We start from the raw sequence: 3,308 nt of genomic DNA on the forward strand, positions 1-3,308 counted from the left end.
AAGTCGCGTGTAAGCACAATCCAGACACAAACTGGACTCGTACCATCGAGTCAACAACATTCCAACAGACGTGGCTACTGTGCCAACTGGTGGATGGCTCGGCTTGAGAGCCGACGAAGGACGTGCCAAGCTGCGAAAAGCCTGAGGGACCCGCACGGAGGGTAAGAACTCAGGATCTCCGAATGGGAATCCCCACCGCAATTGCTTCGCGCAATGGGGAACGCCGAGAACTGAAACATCTTAGTATCGGCCGGAAAAGAAAGCAAGACCGCGATGTCGTCAGTAACCGCGAGTGAACGCGACCCAGTCCAAACCGAATCCCTCACGGGACATGTGGTGTACGGACTGACAACCAACAACAGAACATCTGCACGAAGTCTCCTGGAACGGAGCGCGACACAGGGTGACAGCCCCGTAAGACAGACTAGTACGTTGGGCGTCAGCTCCAGAGTATCGGGGGTTGGATATCCCTCGTGAACCACGCGGGCATCGACCGCGAAGACTAAACACTCCTCAAGACCGATAGCGAACAAGTAGCGTGAGCGAACGCTGAAAAGCACCCCACAAAGGGAGGTGCAATAGGGCCTGAAATCAGTTGGCGATAGAGCGATGGGGCACACAAGGTCCACGAGAAAACGACACGGGCGCGAGCCCGCAGTAGGAACTCGTGGAAGCCGGTGTTCCATCGTGCGTTTTGAAAAACGAGCCAGGGAGTGCATCTGTCTGACGAGTCTAACCAGCTTCTCGCTGGGAAGGCGCAGGGAAACCGATACGACCGCAGCCCCATTCGGGGCCAGGGTCACCGTGTTCAAGCGCGGGGAGTCAAACGGATGCGACCCGAAACCAGATGATCTACGCCTGGGCAAGGTGAAGCGTGCCGAAAGGCACGTGGAGGCCTGTTAGCGTTGGTGTCCTTCAATACCCTCGCGTGACCTAGGTGTAGGGGTGAAAGGCCCATCGAATCTGGCAACAGCTGGTTCCAATCGAAACATGTCGAAGCATGACCTCTGCTGAGGTAGCTCGTGGGGTAGAGCGACCGATTGGGAGATCCCACTTCGAGAGAAGTGGGCCTCCCTGTCAAACTCCAAACCTACGAGCGCCGTCGACGCAGGGAGTCCGGTGTGCGGGGTAAGCCTGTGCACCATGAGGGAGACAACCCAGAGCCGGGTTAAGGTCCCCAAGTGTGGATTAAGTGCGATCGAAGGTGGTCTCAAGCCCTAGACAGCCGGGAGGTGAGCTTAGAAGCAGCTACCCTCTAAGAATAGCGTAACAGCTTACCGGCCGAGGTTTGAGGCGCCCAAAATGATCGGGGCTCAAATCCACCACCGAGACCTGGCCGCACCCATCATATGGGTGATCGTGTAGATTGGCGCTCTGTATGGGTGGAAGCACGGACGAGAGTTCGCGTGGACCATACAGTGACGAAAATCCTGGCCATAGTAGCAGCGTTAGTCGGGTTAGACCCCCGACGGCCGAAAGAGCAAGGGTTCCTCGGCAATGCCGTTCAGCCGAGGGTTAGCCGGCCCTAAGTCCAACCGTAATTCGACTTGGACGAACCGGGAAACTGGTTAATATTCCAGTGCTCGTATGCAGTGAACGCCGACGCCTTAGAGACAGTCGAGCTGGGCCTTCGCCCAGTCGAACCGTGGAAATCCGTGGACGCCGTAATGGCAGGAAGCGGACGAAGCACGGGATAGCGAAAGTCGACCGTATCCGGGGCCCGTGAAAAGGCAAGCATACGAACCGTACCGAGATCCGACACAGGTGCTCTAGCCGAGAACGCTCAGGCCTGTCGGGAACAACCGACGTCAGGGAATTCGGCAAATTAGCCCCGTAAGTTCGCGAGAAGGGGTGCCTGCCTCGGAGAGAGGCAGGTCACAGTGACCAAGAAGCTCCGACTGTCTAGTAACAACATAGGTGACCGCAAATCCGAAAGGACTCGTACGGTCACTGAATCCTGCCCAGTGCGGGTATCTGAACACCCAGTACAATGGGACGAAGGACCCGTCAACGGCGGGGGTAACTATGACCCTCTTAAGGTAGCGTAGTACCTTGCCGCTTCAGTAGCGGCTTGCACGAATGGATCAACGAGAGCTTCGCTGTCCCGACGTTGGGCCCGGTGAACTGTACGTTCCAGTGCGGAGTCTGGAGTCCCCCAGGGGGAAGCGAAGACCCTATAGAGCTTTACTGCAGGCTGTCGCTGAGACACGGTCGTTAGTGTGCAGCATAGGTAGGAGCCGTTACACAGGTACCCGCGCTAGCGGGCCACCGAGGCACTAGTGAAATACTACCCACTAATGACTGTGACTCTCACTCCGGGAGGAGGACACCGGTAGCCGGGCAGTTTGACTGGGGCGGTACACGCTTGAAAAGATATCGAGCGTGCCCCAAGATCACCTCAATCGCGTCGGAGACGCGATGAAGAGCGCAAGAGCATAAGGTGGTCTGACAGTGTCATTCCCAACGAGTGACACTGACGTGAAAACGTGGTCTAGCGAACCAATTTGCCTGCTTGATGCGGGCCATTGCTGACAGAAAAGCTACCTTAGGGATAACAGAGTCGTCACGCGCAAGAGCACATATCGACCGCGTGGCTTGCTACCTCGATGTCGGTTCCCTCCATCCTGCCCGTGCAGCAGCGGGCAAGGGTGAGGTTGTTCGCCTATTAAAGGAGGTCGTGAGCTGGGTTTAGACCGTCGTGAGACAGGTCGGCTGCTATCTACTGGGGGTGTTATGGAACCTGACGGGAACGCTCGTATAGTACGAGAGGAACTACGAGTGGTGACCACTGGTGTACCGGTTGTCCGAGAGGGCATGTGCCGGGCAGCTACGTCACACGGGGTAAGAGCTGAACGCATCTAAGCTCGAAACCCACCTGGAAAAGAGGTTCCGCTTGAGAGTCCTCATAGAAGATGAGGTAGATAGACTCGGGGTGTACGCACCAAGGCAACGAGGTGTTGAGCCCGCGAGAACTAATCACTCGAGCCACCATTCATTCGGACTGTGTGCTGACTCGTGCTGTGCGAGTCCAGGTGTTAACTGGATTGTGCTTACATTGCGGCTGACGTACCGACGTTGGCGTACCATGGATCGTTCCCGTGGGTCGGCGTTGAGGCGGCCAGAGCGGTGGGGTGACACCCGTACCCATCCCGAACACGGAAGTTAAGCCCATCTGCGTACCGGGGAGTACTGGAGTGCGCGAGCCTCTGGGAAACGCGGTTCGCTGCCTCGCTATTCATACTTTGAGCCTGCCACCCCTGTTGTGGGGTGGTGGGCTTTTTGTCTTTACAGAGGGAGTGGTGATGCTG

General features: G+C 57.0%; 2 rRNA genes. Both read left to right on the forward strand.

From position 1 onward, the window contains the following. Positions 1-65: 65 nt before the first annotated feature. A 23S ribosomal RNA gene (locus VYJ16_RS22115) occupies positions 66-2,994 on the forward strand. A 116-nt stretch (positions 2,995-3,110) separates the two neighbouring features. Then, a 5S ribosomal RNA gene (rrf, locus tag VYJ16_RS22120) occupies positions 3,111-3,232 on the forward strand. Positions 3,233-3,308 lie beyond the last annotated feature (76 nt).

This window comes from Halorubellus litoreus, from assembly GCF_037081675.1.
GTDB lineage: Archaea > Halobacteriota > Halobacteria > Halobacteriales > Natrialbaceae > Halorubellus > Halorubellus litoreus.